The following is an 18,007-nucleotide window of genomic DNA, read 5'->3' as shown; positions in this document are numbered from 1 at the left end:
GGTGGATCGGACAGTGCTACCTTTGATCTAGATCAAAACCGATTTCGGATCATCCGACAGGAGACCCCCATGACCGAGCAGCCCACCACCGGATCCGCACGCGTGAAGCGCGGTCTCGCCGAGATGCTCAAGGGCGGCGTCATCATGGACGTCGTCACCGCCGAGCAGGCGAAGATCGCCGAAGACGCCGGTGCCGTCGCCGTGATGGCGCTGGAGCGCGTCCCCGCGGATATCCGTGCGCAGGGCGGGGTCTCGCGGATGAGTGACCCGGACATGATCGACAGCATCATCGACGCGGTGTCCATCCCCGTCATGGCGAAGGCGCGGATCGGGCACTTCGTCGAGGCGCAGGTGCTGCAGGAGCTCGGCGTCGACTACATCGACGAGTCCGAGGTGCTCTCGCCCGCCGACTACGTGAACCACATCGACAAGTTCGGCTTCACCGTGCCGTTCGTCTGCGGCGCCACGAACCTGGGGGAGGCGCTGCGCCGCATCAACGAGGGCGCCGCGATGATCCGCTCCAAGGGTGAGGCCGGCACGGGTGACGTCTCCGAGGCGATGAAGCACATCCGGAAGATCCGGGGAGAGATCGCGGCGCTGACCGCGCTGCCGAAGGATGAGCTGTTCGTCGCCGCGAAGGAGCTGCAGGCACCGTACGAGCTCGTCGCGGAGATCGCCGAGACCGGGAAGCTCCCCGTGGTGCTCTTCGTCGCCGGTGGCGTCGCGACCCCGGCCGACGCGGCGATGATGATGCAGCTCGGCGCCGACGGCGTCTTCGTCGGCTCCGGCATCTTCAAGTCCGGCAACCCCGCGGAGCGGGCGAAGGCCATCGTCAAGGCCACCACGTTCTTCGACGACCCGAAGGTGATCGCCGAGGTCTCCCGCGGGCTGGGCGAGGCGATGGTCGGCATCAACGTGAGCGACCTGCCTGCGCCGCATCGCCTCGCCGAGCGTGGCTGGTAGCCCGCGCGTCGGCGTCCTCGCCCTGCAGGGGGATGTGCGGGAGCACGCCGCGCTCCTGGAAGTGCTCGGCGCCGACGTCACCCTGGTCCGTCGGCCCGAGGAGCTCGCGCGCGTCGACGGTCTCGTGATCCCCGGTGGCGAATCAACCGTGATCGACAAGCTCGCCCGACTGTTCGGGTTGCAGCAGCCGATCCGCGAGGCGATCGCTGACGGGATGCCGGTTCTCGGCACCTGCGCGGGGCTGATCCTGCTGGCCGACGAGGTCGTCGACGCGATCGACGGGCAGGAGAGCTTCGGTGGACTCGATGCCGTCGTGCGGCGCAATGCGTTCGGGCGGCAGGCCGAGTCTTTCGAAGCGGAGCTGACGGTGCCCGCGTTCGACGAGCCGGTGACAGCGGCCTTCATCCGCGGACCCGTCGTGGAAGCGGTCGGGCCGCGGGCCTCGGTGCTCGCGACATTGCCGGACGGCCGTGTGGTCGCCGTGGAGCAGGACGGACTGCTGGGGCTGAGCTTTCACCCCGAGATCACGAACGAGACGCGGTTCCACCGACGCTTCCTCGACCGGGTCTCCCGCCGCTGACGGTGTCGTGGGTTCAGGCCTGCGCGCGAGTTCAGGCGCGTCCGCGCGCAGGTGCCTGAACTCGCGCGAACGCCTGCGCGAGCGGGACAACAGCGGCGGCGCGGCACGGTTCGATAGACTGGACGACGCCCTGGGCGGCGTTCCGGGGCGCAGACGACGAGCGGAGACTTATGTCCGGGCATTCCAAGTGGGCCACGACCAAGCACAAGAAGGCCGTCATCGACGCGCGCCGTGCGAAGTCCTGGGCCAAGCTCATCAAGAACATCGAGGTCGCGGCCAAGCTGGGCGGCGCCGACCTGCAGGGCAACCCGACGCTCTTCGACGCGGTGCTCAAGGCGAAGAAGACCTCGGTCCCCAAGGACAACATCGACCGCGCCATCAAGCGCGGCGCCGGCATCGGCGGTGAGGCCGTCGAGTACACCTCGATCATGTACGAGGGCTACGGGCCCAACGGTGTCGCCCTCATGATCGAGTGTCTGACCGACAACAAGAACCGCGCCGCGGCCGAGGTGCGCACCGCCCTCAGCCGCAACGGCGGCACCCTCGCCGACCCGGGCAGCGTGGCGTACAACTTCAGCCGCAAGGGCGTCATCGTCGTCGGTTCCGAGGGCACGACCGAGGACGACGTCATGATGGCGGCGCTGGAGGCCGGGGCCGAGGAGATCGAGCCGCACGCCGAGGGCTTCGAGGTCATCACCGAGGCGAGCGACCTCGTGGCCGTCCGTTCCGCGCTGCAGGACGCGGGGATCGAGTACGAGTCGGCCGACGTCGAGTTCGTGCCGAACCTCAAGGTCGAGATCGACGCCGAGACCGCCCGCAAGGTGTTCCGCCTCATCGATGCGCTCGAGGACAGCGAGGACGTGCAGAACGTCTTCAGCAACTTCGATCTGTCGCCCGAGGTCCAGGCAGAGCTCGAGAACGACGACGCGTAGGCGCGGCGCGAGCCGGCGACGCGGCGCGCGGCCTAGCCTGGTCAGGTGACCACTTCGTTGCGCGTGCTCGGCATCGACCCCGGACTCACCCGGTGCGGTGTGGGCATCGTCGACGTCGATCGCGCTCGTCGTGGCACGCTCGTCCATGTCGGAGTCATCCGCTCCGCCCCGGATGCGGAGATCGGCGACCGGCTCGCGATCGTCGCTGCGGGGATCCGCGCGGCGATCGCCGAGCACCGGCCCGATGCCGTCGCGGTCGAGCGGGTGTTCGCCCAGCAGAACACGCACACGGTCATGGGCACCGCGCAGGCGAGCGGGGTCGCGCTGCTGATCGCCGCAGAGGCCGGCCTGCCGGCGGCGACCCACACTCCCAGCGAGGTGAAGGCCGCGGTGACCGGGTACGGGTCCGCCGACAAGCGTCAGGTCCAGGCGATGATCGCCCGGATCCTGCGGCTGGACGCGCCTCCGCAGCCCGCGGACGCGGCGGACGCCCTGGCGATCGCGCTGTGTCACGCCTGGCGACGCGGCGCTCCGTTGACGAGCCGCACGGGTGGCGGCCTCACTCCCGCGCAGCGTGCCTGGGCCGACGCGGAGCGTGTCGCTCGAACATATCTACGAGCCGGCTCCTAGACTGACGGAATGATCTCCTCTCTGCACGGCACCGTGCTGCACACGACGCCGGACCAGGTCATCATCGACGTCGGGGGCGTGGGCTTCGCGGTCGCCGTCCCCGCCGATGTCGCCCACACCGCGACGGTGGGGGAGAAGCTCCTCCTGCACACGAGCCTCATCGTGCGGGAGGACTCGCTCTCGCTGTTCGGCTTCGGCGACCGCGGCGAGCTGGAGATCTTCACCCTGCTGCTCAGCGTCACCGGCGTCGGCCCGAAGTCGGCGCTCGGGGTGCTGTCGCACCTCACCGCCGACCAGATCGCGGAGGCCGTGACCGCAGAGGACGATGCACCGTTCCGGCGGGTCTCCGGCATCGGACCGAAGACCGCGAAGCTCATCGTCGTGCAGCTCGCCGGCAAGGTCCAGGCCGTGGCCGCCCCGTCGGCGCCCGCCGCCTCGGGAGGGGACGATGTCGTCGCCCAGGTGACGGTGGCTCTGGTCGGCCTCGGCTGGTCCGAGAAGGTCGCGGCGGAGGCGGCGACCCAGACGGCGACGGACGCCACGGATGCCGAGCGAGCCTCCGTGGCCCTGCTGCTGCGGCGCACGCTCGCGCTGCTCGGTCCGGCGCAGGCAGGCCAGAGCCGTGGCTGACGCCCTCGATCCGACCGAGCCGACCGATGAGTCCGAGCTCGCCATCGAGGGCGCTCTCCGGCCGTCGAGCCTCGGCGAGTTCGTGGGACAGCAGAAGGTGCGCGGACAGCTGCAGCTGCTCCTGGAGGCGGCCCGCATCCAGTCCCGTCCTGCGGACCACATCCTGCTCGCGGGGCCCCCGGGACTCGGCAAGACCACGCTGGCGATGATCGTCGCGCACGAGAGCGACCGCCCGCTGCGTATGTCCAGCGGTCCCGCCATCCAGCACGCCGGCGACCTCGCGGCGCTGCTGTCGAGCCTCGTGCCCGGCGAGGTGCTCTTCATCGACGAGATCCACCGCATGGCCCGGTCGGCGGAGGAGATGCTGTACCTCGCGATGGAGGACTACCGGATCGACATCATGGTCGGCAAGGGCGCGGGGGCGACCAGCATCCCGCTGGAGCTCTCCCCGTTCACGCTCGTCGGCGCCACCACGCGTTCCGGGCTGCTGCCCAATCCGCTCCGCGACCGCTTCGGCTTCACCGGTCACCTCGAGTTCTACGACGAGGGCGAGCTCGAGCAGGTCATCGGACGCTCCGCCTCCGTGCTCGGCGTCGACCTCCCGACGGACTCGCTCTCCGAGATCGCGCGACGCTCCCGCGGGACCCCGCGCATCGCCAACCGCCTGCTGCGTCGCGTCCGCGACTACGCGCTCGTCCACGGCGGGGGTGCGGCGACCCTGCGCGGCGTCCAGGCCGCGCTGGACCTCTACGACGTCGACGCGATCGGCCTGGACCGACTGGACCGCGCGGTGCTGGACGCCCTGGTGCGACGCTTCCGCGGCGGACCGGTCGGCCTCAGCACCCTCGCGGTGGCGGTGGGAGAGGAGCCGGAGACGGTGGAGAGCGTGGTCGAGCCCTATCTCGTGCGGATCGGCTTCCTCGGTCGCACCCCCCGCGGGCGGGTCGCGACGCCGGAGGCGTATGCCCACCTCGGCGTGGCGCACCCGGACGGGATGCTGAAGTTGGATGACCTATAATCGCTGAAGACTTCCCCGATACCGCTGTGCGCCCAAAGGCTGGTGCGTGCACCTGAGAAAGGCGCCATCCCCATGCCCATGGAATTTGTCCTCTTCGGACTCCTCGCCGTCCTGCTGATCTTCATGATCTTCAACACGCGCAAGCGCACCCGGCAGATGAAGGCCGAGCAGGAGGAGAAGGCGACCAAGACGGTTCCCGGCGCCAAGGTCCTGCTGCAGGGCGGCATCTACGGCACCATCGTCGCGTACGACGCCGAAGACCTCGACTCCCCGGCCCTGGTGGAGATCGCGCCCGGCACCGTGATCGAGGTGCACAGCCAGGCGATCCTCCGCATCGTGGAGCCCAAGGACGCCATCGTCGACGCGCCCGTCGACGGCGTGGACGATCACAGCGTCGACGAGACCGCCGCCCCCGCGGTCGAGACGCCCGAGGAGACCCGCGCCCGCCTCGAGCGGGACCCCGACGACAAGTAAGACGAAGGCCGTCGCGGCCTCCCGGATCACCGTCCTTCCAGAAAGCTGAACACACGTGGCTTCATCCTCTCCTGTCCGTCACGCCTGGCGGGTCCTCCTCGGCCTGCTCCTCGTGACGGGCGTGCTCTTCGGCATCAACGCGCTGGGTGTGTACGTCTTCAAGCAGAGCTCGTGGACACCCGAGCTCGCGCTCGACCTGCAGGGCGGCACGCAGATCATCCTGAGTGCCGAGACGGAGGACGGAGCAGCGCCGACGCAGGAGCAGCTCGACCAGGCCGCGGCGATCATCCGCCAGCGCGTCGACGCCTCCGGTGTGGCCGAGGCCGACATCACCACGGAGGGCGGACGCAACATCGTCGTCCAGATCCCCGGTGAGGCGGACGAGCAGACGCGGCAGCGGATCCAGTCCAGCGCCCAGCTCGAGTTCCGTCCGGTGCTCTACACCACGGCCGCGAGCACGGAGTTCGTCGGAGAGGACGGCAACTCCACGCCGTACCCGAGCCCTGACCCCTCGCTGAACGCCGAGCCCACGGCCGAGCCCACCGACGCCAGCGACCTGTCGTGGGTCACGGACAAGCTCGCGGCGGAGTTCCAGGCGTACGACTGCGCCAACCCGTCCAACGACCCGTCGAAGGCGCCGAAGGACGAGCCGGTGATCGCCTGCTCGCCCGACGACACCGCGAAGTTCATCCTCGGCCCGGCGGAGCTCGACGGCCGTGCGATCACCGACGCGACGGCGGGACGCGACCCGCGCTCGGGCGCCTGGATCGTGCAGCTCACCATGAACGGCGACGGCGCGGACGCCTTCGGCCAGGTGAGCACCCGGCTCAACCAGAACCGCATCGACGGGCTGTCGCCGCGCGACCAGTTCGCCTTCGTGCTTGACGGCGAGGTCATCAGCGCGCCGCGCATGAACGGCGTCATCCTCGACGGCCGCCCCAGCATCTCCGGCAGCTTCACGCAGGAGAGCGCGACGACCCTGGCCGATCAGCTCAAGTTCGGAGCACTCCCGCTCAGCTTCGAGGTGCAGAGCTCGGACACGATCTCCGCGACACTCGGCACCCAGCAGCTCCAGATCGGTCTCATCGCGGGCCTCATCGGCCTCGCGCTCGTGGCGGTGTACTCGCTGCTGTCGTACCGGGCGCTCGGGACGGTGATCATCGCGTCCATCGCGGTGATGGCGGTGCTGACCTACATCGTCATCTGCATCCTGGCGTGGCGGATCGGCTTCCGCCTGTCGCTCGCCGGCGTCGCGGGCCTGATCGTGTCCATCGGCTTCACCGCCGACTCCTTCATCGTCTACTTCGAGCGCATCCGCGATGAGCTGCGCGACGGCAAGTCGATCACGGGTGCCGTCGAGGACGGCTGGGGTCGGGCGAAGCGGACGATCTACATCTCCAAGTCGATCAACGTCCTGGCCGCGGTGGTGCTGTACATCCTCGCCGACTCGACGGTGAAGGGCTTCGCGTTCACGCTCGGCCTCACCACCGTGATCGACGTGCTGATCTTCGTGATCTTCACCCACCCGGTGATGCAGCTGCTCGCTCGTACGCGGTTCTTCGGCGGCGGGCACAAGCTCTCCGGTCTGGATCCGGAGGCCCTGGGCGCCGTGTACCGGAGCCGCTCGCAATACCGCGAGGTCGCCACGGCGTCCGCGGGGCGCGGGGCGAAGAACGCGCGTTCGCGCGGAGAGGCGGATCGCCGGCAGACCATCGCCGAGCGCAAGCGGGCGGAGGCCCTCGCCGCCGAGAGACAGACCACGGCCGGAAGGGAGGGAGACAACTGATGCCTTCCATGAATGAGTTCGGCAACAATCTCTACACGGGCAAGACCTCCTTCCCGTTCGTGGGGCGCCGCCGCCTCTGGTTCATCATCGCGATCGCCCTGGTCGTCGGCTCCGCGCTCGTTCCGCTGTTCCGTCCGATCCAGTTCTCGATCGAGTTCACCGGCGGCTCGCAGTTCACGGTGACCGCACCGGACACCACGGATCAGGACACCGCGACAGAAGCGGTGCAGTCGGTCGTCCCCGGCGCGGCGACCAAGGTGGTCATCGTCAACGACCAGGACGTCCGCGTGCAGACCGACCAGATGACCGAGGGTGAGACGCAGCAGGTGGCGCGCGCCCTCGCCGACGCCTACGGTGTCGAGCCGGACGCCGTCGCCTCCTCGTTCATCGGCCCGGCCTGGGGCGAGAGCGTGACCCGGCAGTCGCTGTGGGGCCTGGCGATCTTCCTCGCACTGACCTTCCTGATCCTCGCGATCTACTTCCGCACGTGGAAGATGTCGGCGGCCGCGATCATCGGTCTGCTCGACGTGCTCGTGATCACCGTCGGCGTGTACGCCCTCGCCGGATTCGAGATCTCGCCGGCGGCCGTCATCGGCTTCCTTACGATCCTCGCGTACTCCCTGTACGACACCACCGTGGTGTTCGACAAGATCAGGGAGAACACGACGGAGGACGGGGAGAAGACGTCGCGGCTGTTCGGGGAATCGGTCAACCTCGCGGTGAACCAGACCCTCATCCGCTCGATCAACACGTCCGTGGTGGCCGCGCTGCCGGTCGGTGCGATCCTCTTCATCGGCGCCTTCTGGCTCGGGGCGGAGACGCTGACCGACATCTCGCTGTCGATCTTCGTGGGCATCCTCGTGGCGACGTACTCGACGCTCTTCGTGGCCGCGCCGCTGTACTCGCTCTTCCGCGAGAACGAGCCGCAGATCAAGGAGCGCGACGCGCGTATCCGCGCGGCACGGAGCAAAGCGGCTGTCGACGCCTGACGCCCCCGCCGCGGGGCCGACCCCCGCTCAGCGCGCGTAGGATTGTCTGATTCGGAGGTGAGTGGATGGCGGAGCCGCAGACGGCATCGCAGGGTTCGAGTCTGCGACGGCTGGTGCCCCGCATCTTCTCGCGTGCGTCCCGGATCAACGATCTCGACAACCTGATCCGCACCGTCAGGGCGAACCACCCCAAGGGCGACTTCGCGGTCATCTCCCGCGCCTATGCCGTGGCGAAGGAGAAGCACGAGGGACAGAAGCGTCAGAGCGGCGAGCCGTACATCACGCATCCGCTCGCCGTCGCCCAGATCCTCGCGGAGCTCGGGCTCGGCCCGCGGGCGATCGCGGCCGCCCTGCTGCACGACACCGTCGAGGACACGGGCTACGCGCTCACCGATCTCACCGCCGAGTTCGGCGACGAGGTCGCGATGCTCGTGGACGGCGTGACCAAGCTCGACAAGGTCAAGTACGGCGAGAGCGCACAGGCCGAGACCGTGCGCAAGATGATCGTCGCGATGTCGAAGGACATCCGCGTGCTGCTCATCAAGCTCGCCGACCGGCTGCACAACGCCCGCACCTGGGGCTTCGTCCCGCCGGAGAAGGCGGCGAAGAAGGCCAAGGAGACGCTCGAGATCTACGCGCCGCTGGCCAATCGCCTCGGTATCCAGGCGATCAAGTCGGAGCTCGAAGACCTCTCCTTCGCCGTCCTCCACCCGAAGATCTACAACGAGATCCACAGCCTCATCGCCCAGCGCACCCCGCAGCGGGAGAAGTACCTGAGCCAGGTCATCGAGGAGATCGACGAGGACCTCCGTGACCTGCGCATCCGCGGCAAGGTCGTCGGCCGGCCCAAGCAGCTCTACTCGGTGTACCAGAAGATGGTCATCCGCGGCCGCGAGTTCGACGACATCTACGACCTGATCGGCATCCGGGTCCTCGTCTCCTCCGTGCGTGACTGCTACGCCGTGCTCGGCGCCATCCACGCCCGCTGGACGCCGCTGCCCGGCCGGTTCAAGGATTACATCGCCACCCCGAAGTTCAACCTCTACCAGTCGCTGCACACGACCGTGATCGGCCCGGCCGGACGGACGGTCGAGATCCAGATCCGCACGCACGAGATGCATCACCAGGCGGAGTACGGCGTCGCCGCGCACTGGATGTACAAGGAGCGGATGAACGGCGGCGGCAAGGCCGAGGTCCGCGCCTCCGACACCGACATGGCGTGGCTGGCGCACATCTCCGACTGGCAGGCCGAGACCGCGGACCCCGGGGAGTTCCTCGACTCCCTGCGGTTCGAGATCGGCGCCAAGGAGGTCTACGTCTTCACGCCGAAGGGGCGTGTGATCGGTCTCCCGGCCGGCGCCACCCCGGTCGACTTCGCCTATGCCGTCCACACCGAGATCGGGCACCGCACCATGGGCGCCAAGGTCAACGGACGCCTGGTGCCGCTGGAGTCGGAGCTGAAGAGCGGCGACGTCGTCGAGGTCTTCACCTCGAAGAACCCGGACGCGGGGCCCAGCCAGGACTGGCTCGGCTTCGTCAAGAGCACGCGAGCCAGGAACAAGATCCGCGGCTGGTTCACGAAGGAGCGCCGCGAGGAGGCCATCGAGCAGGGCAAGGAGGCCATCGCGCGCGCGATGCGCCGGCAGAACCTGCCGCTGCAGCGGCTGATGAGCCAGGACTCGTTCACCGAGGTCGCCCACCAGATGCACTACGAGGACGTCTCGGGTCTCTACGCCGCCGTCGGCGAGGGGCACGTCTCGACCCAGTCGGTGCTCGAGAAGGTCACCGCGCTCGTCGCCACCGACGAGCCCACGACCGGGGCGATCGACCTGCCGGGAAGCGTCCAGACTCGCGAGACCCGCGGTGGCGATTCCGGCGTGCTCGTGCGCGGCGCGAACGACATCCTGGTGAAGCTGGCGAAGTGCTGCACGCCCGTCCCCGGCGACCCCATCGTCGGGTTCGTCACCCGGGGGAGCGGCGTCTCCGTGCACCGGGCGGACTGCGTGAACGTGAAGGCCCTCAGCGGCGAGCAGGACCGCTTCGTCGAGGTCTCCTGGGCGCCGACGAAGAAGAGCGTGTTCCGGGTGCAGATCCAGGTGGAGGCGCTGGACCGCTCGGGCCTCCTCTCCGACGTCACGCGGGTGCTCAGCGAGCATCACGTGAACATCCTCTCGGCGACCGTGTCGACCACCGACGAGCGCCTGGCGCTGAGCCGCTTCGTGTTCGAGATGGGTGACGCCGTGCACCTGGACCGCGTCCTGAACGCGGTGCGCCGGATCGACGCGGTCTACGACGTGTACCGTGTCACCTCCTCCTGACCAGCCGCTCCAGTGCCGCGAGGCCGCCGACGCTGCCCGGAACGCGCGACCGGGTCCGCAGGCTGCCGATGGCGTCGTCGAGCGCTTCCGGGTGGGTCTGAGCGAGCGCCTGCATCCAGGGGAGGACGCGCGGGTCCCGGTGCAGACTCGTGGCCAGGTCGCACATCGTCCGGACGGGCGTGGACACGGCGATCCCCCCGAGCAGCTGCACGTCCGTCCGAGGAAGCCTGGTGTCGTGGAAGACGACTCTGGCGTGCACGCGCGGACGCACCCGCCGCTCGACGCAGCGCCGCGCGTGATGGACGGCCGGCGGCTCGTCGCGGGCGCCGTGGATCCAGGCGGCACTGGGCCCGCAGGCGGCGGCGCCCTCCTGGATGAGCGTGGCGATGCTGCTCGCCCGCACGTCGGCGGACTCCGGCAGGTCCGCGGGGATGTAGGCGTCGCCGATCTCGACGACATGACCGTCCAGGCGGGCGGCGCAGAGTTCCGGCCTGCTGAGGCGCGAACCGGGGAGATAGAGCAGAGCGGGGTGCATGACGCCAGTGTGGCGTCGCGCACCCCGCTCAGACGGAGATGGCCGGACCTGTGGAGAGCTCAGCCGCCGAGGGCGTTGAGCCAGGCGCGACGGGCCTCGAGGGCGTCCGCGGCCTCCTTGGCGGCCTTGCTGTCACCGGCCTTCTCGGCGGCGGCCAGTTCGGCCTCCAGCTTCTCAATGGCTTCGTGCAGCTGCGAGCTCATGTCGTTCGCTCGCGCCTTGGTCTCCGGGTTGTTCTTCTTCCAGTCGACGTCCTCGCGGGCCTTGAGCGCCTGCTCGATGACGCGGAGCTTGTCGTCGAGCGCACGCTCCTTGTCGCGCGGGAAGATGCGGCCGACCTCGTCCCACTCCCGCTGGATGCGCGTGAGCAGGGCGCGGGCGCGCTTGATGTTCGGCTCGTCGGCGACCGCCTTCGCCTGCTCGAGCAGCGCCTGCCGGGCCTCGATCTTGGGAGCGGAGTCGGCCTCCTCGGCGGCGGCCTGCTCGGCGCGGGCGGCGTAGAGCGCGTCGCCGGCGGCCTTGAACCGTGCCCAGAGGGCGTCGTCGGCCTTGCGTCCGGCGCGTCCGGCCGTCTTCCACTCGTCGAGGAGGGAGCGGTAGGCGGGGATGCCGTCGACGCCGCGCGGCGCCAGGGCCTCGGCCCGTTCGACCAGTCGGGACTTCGCGTCGCGCGCGGCCTTGTGCGCATCGTCGAGCTCGGAGTAGAACGCCCGGCGGTGCTTGTCGACGACGGCCCTGGCGTCGCGGAACCGCTTCCAGAGCTGCTGCGAGACGCCCTTGGACAGGCGCGGACCGTTCTGCTGCTGCGCCTGCCAGGCCTCGAACAGCTCGTTGAGCTCGGCGGTGACCTGCTTCCACTGCACCTTGCTCAGGTCGCGGGCGGCGATGGCCTCGGCACGCTCGACGAGGGCGGTGCGCTCGGCGACGGCCTGCTCGACGAGCTCCTTCGCCTGCTGTGCCTCCTGGGCCGTGGCCTCGGACAGCGACGCGGTCAGCGCGGTGAGACGATCACGGAGACCGGCGAGGTCGCCGACGGCCGCGGCGTCCGTGGCCTCGTCGATGAGGTGCGCGGCCTGCTTCGACAGGTCGCTCGCGGAGGCGCCGCCGGCCTGGTGGCGCTGCTCCAGGGCGGCGACCTTGAAGGCGATGTCGTCGTACTTGCGGACGAAGTAGGCCAGGGCCTCGTCGGGGGTGCCGTCCGGGTACTGACCGACGACGCGCCAGGACTCACCCTCGCGCACCTCGACGGTGCCGTCTTCGGAGACACGGCCCCATTCGCCGGCGGACGAGACCGGAGTCGGCTTCGCGGCGGCCGGGGCGACGGCGGCCGGAGTCGGCGTCTTCCGCGGCATCGGCACGGCGGGCGGGGTGGGAACGGGCGGGGTCGGCTTCGCGGGCTCGTTGGCAGACACGGTGATTCTCCTTGCGCGGTCACGCCGCGGGAGGCGGAAAGGACGAGGCTCAGCCTAGTACGCCCTCTCTGATCCGCGAGACCCCGTCTTCCCGCCGAGACCCCGCGATTCGTGCGCGAACGAGGCGGGGTCTCGGCGACGAGGCGGGGTCTCGCGGGGAGGGACGTTACCGTTTCGTGAGCAGAACGTTCGATGCAGGACACACTGCGCGTCATCTGCGGGTAACACGGCGCTCCTATCGTCGCGACCACGACAGTCCCCAGGTCGACAGGAGTTCCATGGACGACAACGCAGCGCGCACAGCGGAGATCGTCGTCGTGGGGGCGGGGGCGGCGGCGCACCGGTTCGTCGCACGGATGCTGGAGGACCCGGACCGTGCCGTGCGGATCACCGTGTTCGGAGACGAGGGGCGCCTGCCCTACGACCGCTCCGTCGTGGCGCGCATCGTCGGCGGCACTCCGGCGTCGGCGGGCGAGCTCGATCGCGCGCCGTTCCGCGACGACCGCGTCCGCCTCATCGACGACGACCGGGTCCTGCGGATCGACAGGGGAGGGCACCGCGTGCGGACGCGGTCGCACCGGTGGTACGACTACGACGCGCTCGTCCTCGCGACCGGCACCCACGCCCAGCGGCTCGACGTGCCGGGGATCCGTGCCCGGGGGTCGTTCGTCCTCCGCACGATGGAGGACGCGCACAAGCTGCGTGCGTTCCTCGCCGTCCGTGCGACGGAGATGCCGCGGGCGCTGCGCGCGGTCGTCGTCGGCGGCGACGAGGGCGGAGTGGACGCCGCATGCGCGCTGCACGACGCCGGGGTGCAGACGACGATCGTGGACACCGCGGATCGCCTGCTGCCCGCACAGCTCACGGTTCCCGGGGCGAGCGCACTCCGCGGGATCGTCGAGGCGCGCGGTATCGCGGTCCGGACGCGGACGCGGGTGACCCGCGTCGACCCCGACGCGACGGGCGCGGTGACGGCCGTGGAGTTCCAGGACGGCACGTTCGCGCGGACCGACCTCATCCTGACGACGGGTGCGCGGGCACGGGATGAGCTGGCACGGAACGCCGGGCTCCCCACGCGGCCGGGCGGCGGTGTCCTCGTGGACGCGGACGGGCGGACGTCCGACCCGCGCGTCCTCGCGATCGGCGACGTCGCCGCGGACCCGGCATCCGGCGGCACGGAGGTGGCCCTGGCGTCCGCGGATCGAGCGGCGGCCGCCCTGCTCGGCGCTCGGATCGCGAGCCCCGCGGGACACGGATGGCGCGGGAGTCCCGGCGGTATCGAGGTCGTGACCCTGCGTCTCCCGGACGGTGACGGGCCGACGGTCGACATCCCTCTTCCGAGCGGGGGAGACCGCGTGTTCGGGGAGGTCGTGCTCTCCGAGGATGCCCGCGTGGTGCATCGCGTGACGGTCATCGGCGCGTCGGCGGATGACTCGCTCGCCGGTCTCGCGCCCGGGGCGCTCGACGGTCAGAGGGCGGCGCGGGCGCTCCTGGCCGCCGCCGTGGCCGCGGACGGTGAGGAGGCCTGCGCACATGGGCTGCGGTCCTCGCCGCTGGAGGTGCTGACAGCGGAGCTCGCGGACCGCGGGATCCGAACCGTCGCGGAGGCTCTGGACGGTGCGGTCGAGAGCCGCGGCTGCGGCCCCTGCCTCCGCCGTCTCGCGCTCGCGCTGCAGGGGCGCGCCGAGGTGAACGTCGGCGTACGGCCCGGCGACCGCGGAAGCCTTCGCTCCGAGGTGCGTCTCCGCGGGACGACGGCCGCTCCCGTCCTGGAGGTGCGCGTCGGCGACGAGTCCGACGGGACGCTGCTCCTCGTCGTGGGCCATCTCGCGGCACGACGCGAGGCGACGGTACGGATCGATCGAGGGCTCCTCGCCGTCAGCGGGCTCCCGGCGGAGGACATACCGGACGCACTCGCGGACCTGCGGAGCGCCGGCGCCGTCGTTCCGGAGACCCTGATCGGCGGGGCGGACCTCGCGCGGCCCGGAGGCCCGATCGGCGTCGTCCGGCACCCGCCACGGACACGGCGACGCGTCGGTACTGCGAGGTCGGCGGAGGGCTCCGCATGAGTGCGCCCCCGCGTCCTGCTCCGGCGCTCGTCGGCTGCCGCGTCGTGGTGGTCGAGGTGCCGCGGCCGGTGCGCCCGGAGCCGGTCGACGTCGACACTCTTCTGCGGATCCTCGCTGCGACCGGCTCGGATGTCGTCCGGATCACCCCGCCCCGGGCGGACCACGCGATCCCGGCCGGCACCAAGCGGACGCTGTACCGGATCGCGTCCGGTCAGGTGGACGCGGTGCTGTTCCCCGTGGCGGAGGCCCTGCCCGGGTGGCTCGCCACCGTGGAACGACTGGGCATGCTCGACGCCATCCGCGAACGGTCGCGCACGTCCCGCCTGCTGCTCGCCACGACCGACGCCGCCGCGACCGCGCGATTGGCGGAGAGCGGCCTGCCCGCATCGACGTCGTGCGGGCCCACCGCGGACGACCTCGCCCGGAGCGCTCTCGCCCCGCTCACGTATGGGGTCCTCGAGCGACGGACGGCGGTGGGGCGCCTGGCGGTGCGCAGCGGAGGCGCGCTGATCGACGGAGGTTTCGTCCCGCTCTCCCGCGGCGCGGTCAGCATCCTCGAGGCCCTGTTCATCGCCGACGGGCGCGTGCTCACCAGGGCGGAGATCGGCCAGGTGCTGCCCGGCGGTCGACGCAGCGCCCGTGCGGTCGAGGTGGCGGTGGCGCGGCTGCGGGACGCCCTCGGCGACGGGGACCTCGTGCAGACCGTGGTCAAGCGCGGGTACCGGCTCGCCGTCCTCGACGAGGACTGACCACGCCGGAGGGCCTCACTCCGTCGGTGTCTCGGAAGCCGTCGGCACCGGGCTGGGCGCATCGCTCGGGGTCGGGGAGGGAGCGATCGACGAGGTCGGCGACGGCGTGGGCGTCGGTTCCGGAGCGGTCACCTGCGCATGCACGACCTGGCTGACGATCGCGCCCACGACGATGAGGGCGCCGACCGTGATCGCGATGGCGTTGTCGCGGGTGCGACGGCGGATCTGATCCTGGTGCCAGCGGGTGCGGGCGGTGTGCAGCCGAGCGCGCTCCGCCTCGGTGCGTGCCTGCGCCTTCTTGGAACCGCGTGCGGCCATGCCCTGTCTCTCCCGTCCGACGCCGGTCCACGACGTCGCCTGAGAGCCTACCGGGGGCCCGGCCTCGCCTCGTGTCCCCGGCCGCCGTTAGCCTGGAGGAATGTCCTCTCCCTCCGCCCTGCTCTCCGGGCAGACACCGCTCGCCGTGCGCATGCGCCCGGTGTCGCTGGACGAGGTCGCGGGGCAGCGCCACCTGCTGCGGGCCGGGTCGCCCATCGTGGCTCTCGCCGACCCGGAGGCCAGCTCGCCCGGCGCGGTGTCGATCATCCTCTGGGGTCCGCCGGGCACCGGGAAGACCACGCTCGCGCAGGCCATCGCCCGCTCGTCCGGCCGCCGGTTCGTCGAGCTCTCGGCCATCACCGCCGGCGTCAAGGATGTGCGGGAGGTCATGCAGGAGGCGATCACCCAGCGCGATCTCTACGGGCAGACGACGATCCTCTTCCTCGATGAGATCCACCGCTTCACCAAGGCCCAGCAGGACGCGCTGCTGCCCGGCGTGGAGAACGGGTGGGTCATCCTCATCGCCGCGACTACGGAGAACCCCTCGTTCTCGGTGATCTCGCCGCTGCTGTCCCGGTCGCTGCTGCTCACGCTGCAGCCGCTCACCGATGACGACATCGGGGTGCTCGTGGACCGCGCGGTGTCGGATGCCCGCGGACTCTCCGGTACGGTCGCGCTCAGCGATGAGGCGCGGTCGGCGCTCATCCGCCTCGCGTCGGGGGACGCCCGTCGTGCCCTCACCGGACTGGAGGCCGCCGCTGCCGTGGCGCTCTCGCACGCCGCCGCCTCCGAGGCCGATGACGACGGCGAAGACCGGGAGACGGCCGTCCCGGAGGTCACCGCCGACGACGTGGCACAGGCCGTCGACAAGGCCCTGCTCCGTTACGACCGCCAGGGCGACGAGCACTACGACGTCATCAGCGCCTTCATCAAGTCGATCCGCGGTTCCGACCCGGACGCCGCGCTGCACTACCTCGCCCGCATGATCGAGGCAGGGGAGGACCCGCGGTTCATCGCCCGTCGGCTCGTCATCTCCGCCTCCGAAGACGTGGGGCTCGCCGACCCCCAGGCCCTCGGCATCGCCGTGGCCGCGGCCGACGCGGTGGCCTTCATCGGGATGCCGGAGGGGCGCATCCCGCTCGCCGAGGCCACCGTGTATCTGGCGACGACCGCGAAGTCGAACGCGGCCTACGTCGGCATCGACGCCGCCATCGCCGACATCCGCGCGGGGGGATTCGGGCGCGTGCCCCTTCACCTCCGCGACGCGCACTACCCCGGGGCGAAGCGCCTCGGGCACGGCCGCGGCTACCGCTACGCGCACGACAGCGAGTTCGGGATCGTGCCGCAGCAGTACCTGCCGGACGAGCTCGACGGGCGGCACTACTACGAGCCGAAGAACCTCGGCGCGGAGCGCGACATCAGCGCACGGCTGGAGCGCATCCGGCGCATCCTCGGCGACCGGTGAGCCGACGACCTCGGGCGTCTGCCGCCGTCTGTTAGACTTGAGCGGCTCGAAACCGAGTTTTCGGGCATCTCCTCGTTCACACCCCACCTCGACGGCACCCCGGCGTGCGCCCCGAGGCAGAACGCGGTGATACGTCCGTCGGACGTGAAATCCACGTCCACGTCATCGGAAGGATAACTTCGTGGTCACGAAGTCCCAGGACCGCCGCAAGGTGCGTCTCAGCCGCGCCCTCGGCGTGGCCCTCACCCCCAAGGCCGCCCGCTACCTCGAGAAGCGTCCCTACGCTCCGGGTGAGCACGGCCGCACCAAGCGCAAGGCCGACAGCGACTACGCCGTCCGTCTGCGTGAGAAGCAGCGTCTGCGCGAGCAGTACGGCATCCGCGAGAAGCAGCTGCGCATCGCGTTCAACGAGGCCCGTCGTCAGGACGGCCTGACCGGTGAGAACCTCGTCGAGCTCCTCGAGATGCGTCTCGACGCCCTCGTCCTGCGTTCGGGCTTCGCCCGCACCACGGCACAGGCGCGCCAGCTCGTCGTGCACCGTCACATCCTCGTCGACGGCCAGCTCGTCGACCGCCCGTCGTTCCGCGTGAAGCCGGGTCAGCTCATCCACGTCAAGCCCAAGAGCGAGGGCCTCGAGCCCTTCCAGGTGGCGGCCGCCGGCGGTCACGCCGAGGTCCTGCCGGCCGTTCCGGGTTACCTCGAGGTCGAGCTCGACAAGCTCCAGGCCCGTCTGGTTCGTCGTCCGAAGCGCGCCGAGGTCCCCGTGACCTGTGAAGTGCAGCTCGTCGTCGAGTACTACGCGGCCCGCTGATCCAGCGGAAGAGCATCAGGCAGGAGGCGTCGGGGTTCCCGACGCCTCCTGTCGTTTCCGCCTACGATGGAGAGACCGCGCCTTCGCGGCTCTAGGGCAAGGATGACGACATGAAGAATGTGCTGTGGTTCCTGATCGGCGTGATCGGCGGCTTCGTCGCGGCTCACTTCATGAACAAGGACCCGCGGGGCCACGACATCCTGGCCGACGTCGACGCCCGCCTCAACGGCCTCGCCGCGATCCTCAGCGACGCGTATCGCGCGCAGCAGGCTCGGCTGACCGAGCCGGGCGAGAACTGACCCCCCGCATCTGCGCCTCGGCGCGCCCC

At 70.6% G+C, this 18,007-nt stretch carries 18 protein-coding genes; 15 read left to right on the top strand and 3 right to left on the bottom strand.

Features of this window, described 5'->3' with window-relative positions; translation table 11 throughout:
* Positions 1-69 precede the first annotated feature (69 nt).
* The 10 genes from pdxS to ACFU8V_RS10905 all read left to right on the top strand — a co-directional run bounded on the left by pdxS (position 70) and on the right by ACFU8V_RS10905 (position 10,320).
* Positions 70-963 (top strand): pyridoxal 5'-phosphate synthase lyase subunit PdxS, encoded by an 894-nt coding sequence (pdxS, locus tag ACFU8V_RS10950; protein ID WP_025103530.1) that lies wholly within the window; start codon positions 70-72, stop codon positions 961-963.
* Positions 953-1,543: a pyridoxal 5'-phosphate synthase glutaminase subunit PdxT gene (pdxT, locus tag ACFU8V_RS10945; RefSeq protein ID WP_378871017.1), complete on the top strand. Its 591-nt coding sequence runs from the start codon at positions 953-955 to the stop codon at positions 1,541-1,543. The genes pdxS and pdxT overlap by 11 nt, the downstream gene beginning before the upstream one ends.
* A 170-nt stretch (positions 1,544-1,713) precedes the next feature.
* On the top strand, positions 1,714-2,475 hold the full coding sequence (locus ACFU8V_RS10940; RefSeq protein ID WP_025103528.1) for a YebC/PmpR family DNA-binding transcriptional regulator: 762 nt from the start codon (positions 1,714-1,716) through the stop codon (positions 2,473-2,475).
* Between the two features lie 45 nt (positions 2,476-2,520).
* Positions 2,521-3,105: a crossover junction endodeoxyribonuclease RuvC gene (gene ruvC / locus ACFU8V_RS10935; RefSeq protein ID WP_136051898.1), complete on the top strand. Its 585-nt coding sequence runs from the start codon at positions 2,521-2,523 to the stop codon at positions 3,103-3,105.
* 9 nt (positions 3,106-3,114) lie between these two features.
* On the top strand, positions 3,115-3,735 hold the full coding sequence (gene ruvA / locus ACFU8V_RS10930; RefSeq protein WP_378871012.1) for a Holliday junction branch migration protein RuvA: 621 nt from the start codon (positions 3,115-3,117) through the stop codon (positions 3,733-3,735).
* On the top strand, positions 3,728-4,753 hold the full coding sequence (gene ruvB, locus ACFU8V_RS10925; protein WP_025103525.1) for a Holliday junction branch migration DNA helicase RuvB: 1,026 nt from the start codon (positions 3,728-3,730) through the stop codon (positions 4,751-4,753). Before ruvA ends, ruvB begins: the two co-directional genes overlap by 8 nt.
* A 72-nt stretch (positions 4,754-4,825) precedes the next feature.
* Positions 4,826-5,227 (top strand): preprotein translocase subunit YajC, encoded by a 402-nt coding sequence (gene yajC, locus ACFU8V_RS10920; RefSeq protein ID WP_378871009.1) that lies wholly within the window; start codon positions 4,826-4,828, stop codon positions 5,225-5,227.
* Positions 5,228-5,282: 55 nt separating this feature from the next.
* Positions 5,283-7,013 (top strand): protein translocase subunit SecD, encoded by a 1,731-nt coding sequence (secD, locus tag ACFU8V_RS10915; RefSeq protein ID WP_062634464.1) that lies wholly within the window; start codon positions 5,283-5,285, stop codon positions 7,011-7,013.
* Positions 7,013-8,002 (top strand): protein translocase subunit SecF, encoded by a 990-nt coding sequence (gene secF / locus ACFU8V_RS10910; protein ID WP_025103522.1) that lies wholly within the window; start codon positions 7,013-7,015, stop codon positions 8,000-8,002. The genes secD and secF overlap by 1 nt, the downstream gene beginning before the upstream one ends.
* 65 nt (positions 8,003-8,067) lie before the next feature.
* Complete coding sequence (locus tag ACFU8V_RS10905) at positions 8,068-10,320, top strand: bifunctional (p)ppGpp synthetase/guanosine-3',5'-bis(diphosphate) 3'-pyrophosphohydrolase (protein WP_025103521.1); 2,253 nt, start codon at positions 8,068-8,070, stop codon at positions 10,318-10,320.
* Here the strand turns inward: ACFU8V_RS10905 and ACFU8V_RS10900 are convergent.
* On the bottom strand, positions 10,307-10,855 hold the full coding sequence (locus ACFU8V_RS10900) for a hypothetical protein (protein ID WP_366215581.1): 549 nt from the start codon (positions 10,853-10,855) through the stop codon (positions 10,307-10,309). The two genes, ACFU8V_RS10905 and ACFU8V_RS10900, sit on opposite strands and share 14 nt — an antisense overlap.
* A gap of 59 nt (positions 10,856-10,914) precedes the next feature.
* Complete coding sequence (locus ACFU8V_RS10895) at positions 10,915-12,267, bottom strand: DUF349 domain-containing protein (RefSeq protein WP_253247454.1); 1,353 nt, start codon at positions 12,265-12,267, stop codon at positions 10,915-10,917.
* Between the two features lie 278 nt (positions 12,268-12,545).
* Here ACFU8V_RS10895 and ACFU8V_RS10890 point away from each other — a divergent pair, with 278 nt between their 5' ends.
* Entirely contained in the window at positions 12,546-14,336 is a 1,791-nt protein-coding gene (locus ACFU8V_RS10890) for an FAD-dependent oxidoreductase (protein WP_378871003.1), read from the top strand.
* On the top strand, positions 14,333-15,085 hold the full coding sequence (locus tag ACFU8V_RS10885; protein ID WP_085607574.1) for a winged helix-turn-helix domain-containing protein: 753 nt from the start codon (positions 14,333-14,335) through the stop codon (positions 15,083-15,085). Before ACFU8V_RS10890 ends, ACFU8V_RS10885 begins: the two co-directional genes overlap by 4 nt.
* 15 nt (positions 15,086-15,100) lie before the next feature.
* Here the strand turns inward: ACFU8V_RS10885 and ACFU8V_RS10880 are convergent, their stop codons facing one another.
* On the bottom strand, positions 15,101-15,403 hold the full coding sequence (locus ACFU8V_RS10880) for a hypothetical protein (protein ID WP_085607572.1): 303 nt from the start codon (positions 15,401-15,403) through the stop codon (positions 15,101-15,103).
* A gap of 100 nt (positions 15,404-15,503) precedes the next feature.
* Between ACFU8V_RS10880 and ACFU8V_RS10875 the strand changes: the two genes are divergently transcribed.
* The 3 genes from ACFU8V_RS10875 to ACFU8V_RS10865 all read left to right on the top strand — a co-directional run bounded on the left by ACFU8V_RS10875 (position 15,504) and on the right by ACFU8V_RS10865 (position 17,978).
* On the top strand, positions 15,504-16,868 hold the full coding sequence (locus ACFU8V_RS10875) for a replication-associated recombination protein A (RefSeq protein WP_085607570.1): 1,365 nt from the start codon (positions 15,504-15,506) through the stop codon (positions 16,866-16,868).
* A gap of 181 nt (positions 16,869-17,049) precedes the next feature.
* Positions 17,050-17,679, top strand: a complete 630-nt coding sequence (gene rpsD, locus ACFU8V_RS10870) for a 30S ribosomal protein S4 (protein WP_025103514.1) — start codon at positions 17,050-17,052, stop codon at positions 17,677-17,679.
* Between the two features lie 110 nt (positions 17,680-17,789).
* The gene (locus ACFU8V_RS10865; RefSeq protein ID WP_378870998.1) at positions 17,790-17,978 is read left to right on the top strand and encodes a hypothetical protein; all 189 of its coding nucleotides are present in this window, start codon (positions 17,790-17,792) and stop codon (positions 17,976-17,978) included.
* Positions 17,979-18,007 lie beyond the last annotated feature (29 nt).

This window comes from Microbacterium sp. NPDC057658 (genome assembly GCF_042799975.1).
GTDB lineage: Bacteria > Actinomycetota > Actinomycetes > Actinomycetales > Microbacteriaceae > Microbacterium.
Note: the sequence above shows the minus strand (reverse complement) of the source record. Positions and strands in the feature narration are given on the sequence as shown.